The organism is Tardiphaga sp. (genome assembly GCF_041424195.1).
Taxonomy (GTDB): domain Bacteria; phylum Pseudomonadota; class Alphaproteobacteria; order Rhizobiales; family Xanthobacteraceae; genus Tardiphaga.
Window position 1 is genome coordinate 1 of sequence record NZ_JBGMOE010000183.1, and the last position, 4,461, is coordinate 4,461.

Genomic DNA, 4,461 nt, shown 5'->3' on the forward strand with positions numbered 1-4,461 from the left:
CGCACCCGGCTCAGCCGGACATAGTCCTTCACCACCGTGTAGCCGCCGCCATAGCCATATTCATCGCGCAGCCGCTCGAAGATCCGCTTCGCCGTGTGTCGCTGCTTGACCGGCGCCGTCCGGTCACCTTCCAAAATCGCGTCAACCACCGGCAGCAAAGGCCCCAGCTTCGGCTTCTCCACCGGCTTCGTGCGCGTATAGCCAGGTGGCAGTGAAAATCGGCAGATCTTGCCAATCGTCTCCCGGCTTAATCCAAATACCCGCGCGGCCTCTCGCTGGCTGCGCCCCTGCACAAACACAAACTGCCGAACACTCGCGTAAACTTCCACGGCATACATCCCGGCCGCCCTCAAAAGGGCAGCCTTACCACTGGCCGGTTTTTACTCCGCCACGCTCAGCACTTCGCTGGCGTTCCAGTGGCTGGTTTTGTCACCGCCCTGCACACACGGCCTCGTGCTGGGAACACCGGCCCGCGAACGCCCCCGATTAGGATTCTCGATCTCTCCTCGCCCGCCCCGAGGGCGGTTTCCCATAGCGATCACGAAAACTGCGGCTAAAATGGCTGGCACTCTGAAACCCGCAAGCTAATGCAACTTGTGTGACGGACAGCGCCGTCGTGCGCAAGAGTTGCTCCGACTTCTCGAGCCGGATGCGCATATAGCTCTCCCGCATGGTCGCACTGAGATGGTTGCGGAACAGGCGTTCCAATTGCCTGACCGAGACCTCTGCGATTTTAGCTAGGGTTTCGCGCGGGGATGGTTCCTCCACCGTTTCCTCCATATGAGCGAGTACCTTCAGTACCGTGTCATTGGACACCTGATGCCTTTCGCGCAGGCTCAACCGCTGAGGGCGGTCGGCCCTACGGGTATCGGTACGGATGAACCAGTCCGAAATAATCGAGGAAAGGCCGTAACCTTGCTCACGCTCGATCATTTCGATCGCCAGGTCCAAACCCGCCATCCCGCCCGCGCAGGTCACGCGGCGGCGGTCGATGACAAACAGTACGGTTTCTGGCGAAACATTCGGAAAAGTTTCAACGAAGACGGGCCGATGCTCCCAATGGATCGTCGCGCGATAACCATCGAGAAGCCCGGCCCGCGCCAGCAGGAAAGGGCCAGCAGATACCCCTGTGATGACTGCGCCCTGTGCCGCCATGCGCCGTAACCAAGCAAATGTGCGTGCATCCGAAAACCCCGTGGGGTCACCGCCTGCGAAAACGAACAGCGTTTCGCAGTCAAACGGCTGGCCCACCGCGAAGTCGGCTAGGATCGTTGCGCCATTCGACGCATGGATCGGCCTTCCATCAACTGAAATGTGGGACCAGCGATAGAGCGTGCGCCCCGCCAGCGCGTTCGCTGCGCGGAAGACCTCAATTACTGAGGCATAGGACATCAGCGAGAATCCGTCGATCAGCAACAGCCCTAGCGTCCGAATTTCTTCAGCGCTGCGAAGCTTGTCGGTTTTGGTCATATAAGGGTCGCTCATGGACAAGCGATATGGTGCCGAACGGCTACTTACAAGACATCACATCACACGAATTCCGAGGCGCCGCACGCATGACGCGCTTTTCCATTTTCAATCTTGCCACGCACGCTCTCAAGGGGCATCGCGATTGGCGCCCGACCTGGCGCGATTCCGCGCCTGCTGAGGGTTACGATATCGTCATCGTCGGTGGCGGCGGCCACGGCCTGGCCACTGCCTACTACCTCGCCAAGGTCCACGGTATCCGCCGCGTCGCAGTGGTCGAGCGTGGGTGGATCGGCGGCGGCAACGCCGGACGCAACACCACGATCATCCGCTCCAACTACGGATTGCCCGGCAACGAGCCCTTCTACGAATTTTCGATGAAGCTTTGGGAAGGGCTGGAGCAGGACCTGAACTACAATGTGATGGTCAGCCAGCGCGGCATCCTGAACCTGTACCACAGCGATGCCCAGCGTGATGCTTTCGCCCGGCGCGGCAACGCGATGCTGCTCCATGGCGCGGGAGCGGAATTGCTGGACCGGGACGCGGTGCGCAAGATGGCACCGTTCCTGAATTTCGATTCGGCCCGCTTCCCGATCATGGGTGGCCTGCTGCATCGTCGCGGAGGTACTGCCCGGCACGACGCGGTCGTCTGGGGTTATGCCCGCGGCGCTTCCGACTTTGGGGTCGACATCATTCAGAACTGCGAGGTCAAGGGCTTCCTTCGTGACGCCAGCGGCGCCGTCACCGGCGTGGAGACAACGCGCGGTGCAATCCGCGCGAACAAAGTCGGCCTGTCGGTGGCCGGACATTCCTCTGCCGTCGCAGCGATGGCCGGGCTGCGCCTGCCGATCGAGAGCCATGTGCTCCAGGCCTTCGTGACCGAGGGGCTGAAGCCGGTCATTCCCGGCGTCATCACTTTCGGGGCCGGACACTTCTACATCAGCCAGTCGGACAAGGGGGGGCTCGTCTTCGGCGGCGACATCGACGGATACAACACTTACGCCCAGCGGGGGAACATGCCGGTAGTGGAGGACGTGTGCGAGGGTGGCATGGCGATCATGCCGATGATCGGTCGCGCCCGCCTGCTGCGTTCCTGGGGCGGTGTCGTGGACATGTCGATGGACGGCTCCCCGATCATTGACCGCACCCCGGTCGAGGGCCTCTATCTCAACGGGGGCTGGTGCTACGGCGGTTTCAAGGCAACGCCGGCCGCCGGGCGCTGCTTTGCCCATCTGCTCGCGACGGGCGCCCCGCACGATACGGCTGCCGCCTACCGCTTCGACCGCTTCGAGCGCGGTCATCTGATCGACGAAAAGGGCGCCGGCGCCCAACCCAATCTTCACTGAGGGAACGAGGCCATGCGCATACCCTGTCCCTATTGCGGCGAACGTGACTCCCAGGAATTCGTCTATCGCGGCGATGCTTCGCCCCGCCGCCCTGAAGGCGAGGACGGCTTCTACGACTATGTGTACCTGCGCGACAACGTGATCGGCGAGATGGCCGAGCACTGGTACCATGCGCAAGGGTGCCGCAACTGGATCACCGTGCTGCGCCACACCCGCACACACCGCATCGCCGCCGCCACGCTGTCCCGGGAGACACCCGCATGAGCCGCCTTTCTGCCGGTGGCCTGATCGACAGGCAGCGCCCGCTTTCCTTCACCTTCGACGGGAAGGCCTATTCGGGCTTAGAGGGCGACACTCTCGCCTCCGCTCTCGTAGCTAATGATGTCCGTCTCGTCGGCCGCTCGTTCAAGTACCACCGGGCGCGCGGGATCCTCACAGCGGGAAGCGAGGAGCCCAACGCCCTCGTCACCCTGCGTACCGGCGCCCACGCCGAGCCGAATACGCGCGCGACCACCGTCTCGCTGTTCGACGGTCTGGAGGCGAGCAGTCAGAACCGCTGGCCCAGTCTGCGCTATGATCTGCTGGCCGTGAATCAGCTTGCCTCGCCGATCTTTGTGGCGGGCTTCTATTACAAGACCTTCATGTGGCCCGCTAAATTCTGGGAGAAGGTGTACGAGCCGCTTATCCGGCGGGCGGCGGGGCTGGGCAAGCTCTCCATGCTGCCCGATCCGAGCGAGTATGACCGCGAGCATGCCTTCTGCGATCTGCTCGTCATCGGTGGTGGTGCGGCCGGTCTTGCGGCGGCCCTGACCGCAGGACGTGCAGGGCTGCGCGTCATGCTGGCGGACGAGGACGCCCGTCCCGGCGGGCGCCTGCTGAGCGAGCGGCAGGAGATCGACAGCATGTCCGCAGTGCAATGGGTTGCACAGGTGCTGGCGGAACTGGCCTCGCTTCCGAACGTGCGCGTGCTCAGCCGTACCGGCGTATTCGGGGTCTATGACGACGAATATGTGGCCGTCGAACGCGTTTCCGACCATCTTGTCGCCCCGCTGCCGGGGCAGCCGCGTCAGCGGTTGTGGAAGATCGTCTCCCGCCGCGCCATCCTCGCGACGGGCGCCATCGAGCGGCCGCTGGTGTTCGGTGGCAATGACCGGCCTGGTGTCATGACTGCCTCGGCTGTCTCGACTTACGTCAATCGTTACGCCGCGGTTCCCGGACAGCGCGCCGTCGTGTTTACCGCCAGCGACAGCGGATGGTCGACTGCGCGGGACCTGGCGGCAGCGGGCGCCTCCGTCGTGCTTGTCGACCACCGCGAAGATGAGCCTGCCCTCGCCGCTGAACTACGTACGCGTGGTGTCGAAATCCTGAGCGGCGCGATCGTCACTGACGTGCACGGTGTTCCGGTCAGGAAGGTTGACGTGCGCCTCGCGGATGGTTCGCGCCGCACGCTCCGCGCGGATCTCGTCGCGATGGGTGGCGGCTGGAATCCGGCAATCGGCCTTGGCAGCAACATGGGAGCAAAACCTGTGTGGTCGGAATCGCAACAGACTTTCCTGCTCGACGAGACCCCACCCGGGCTCGTTCCGGCCGGTGCGGCGGCAGGCCGGTTCTCGCTGGCGCAGGCCCTAGTCGACGGCGCTGCCAAGGG

General features: G+C 63.7%; 4 protein-coding genes and 1 pseudogene. 3 read left to right on the plus strand and 2 right to left on the minus strand.

The features are described from left to right. Both ACEK02_RS24490 and ACEK02_RS24495 read right to left on the minus strand, forming a co-directional pair. A pseudogene (locus ACEK02_RS24490) lies at window positions 1-338 on the minus strand (IS21 family transposase); the annotation flags it as partial. A gap of 148 nt (window positions 339-486) precedes the next feature. Beyond that, complete coding sequence (locus ACEK02_RS24495) at window positions 487-1,470, minus strand: GlxA family transcriptional regulator (protein ID WP_017181642.1); 984 nt, start codon at window positions 1,468-1,470, stop codon at window positions 487-489. Between the two features lie 86 nt (window positions 1,471-1,556). On the opposite strand from ACEK02_RS24495, the gene ACEK02_RS24500 reads away from it, so the two are divergent. From ACEK02_RS24500 to ACEK02_RS24510, 3 genes are all read left to right on the plus strand, one after another. Then, complete coding sequence (locus ACEK02_RS24500) at window positions 1,557-2,813, plus strand: sarcosine oxidase subunit beta family protein (RefSeq protein ID WP_017181643.1); 1,257 nt, start codon at window positions 1,557-1,559, stop codon at window positions 2,811-2,813. Between the two features lie 12 nt (window positions 2,814-2,825). Beyond that, on the plus strand, window positions 2,826-3,077 hold the full coding sequence (locus ACEK02_RS24505) for a sarcosine oxidase subunit delta (RefSeq protein ID WP_017181644.1): 252 nt from the start codon (window positions 2,826-2,828) through the stop codon (window positions 3,075-3,077). Continuing rightward, the coding region (locus ACEK02_RS24510) for a 2Fe-2S iron-sulfur cluster-binding protein (protein ID WP_371424099.1) at window positions 3,074-4,461 on the plus strand (1,388 nt) is incomplete at its 3' end. The genes ACEK02_RS24505 and ACEK02_RS24510, both read left to right, overlap by 4 nt.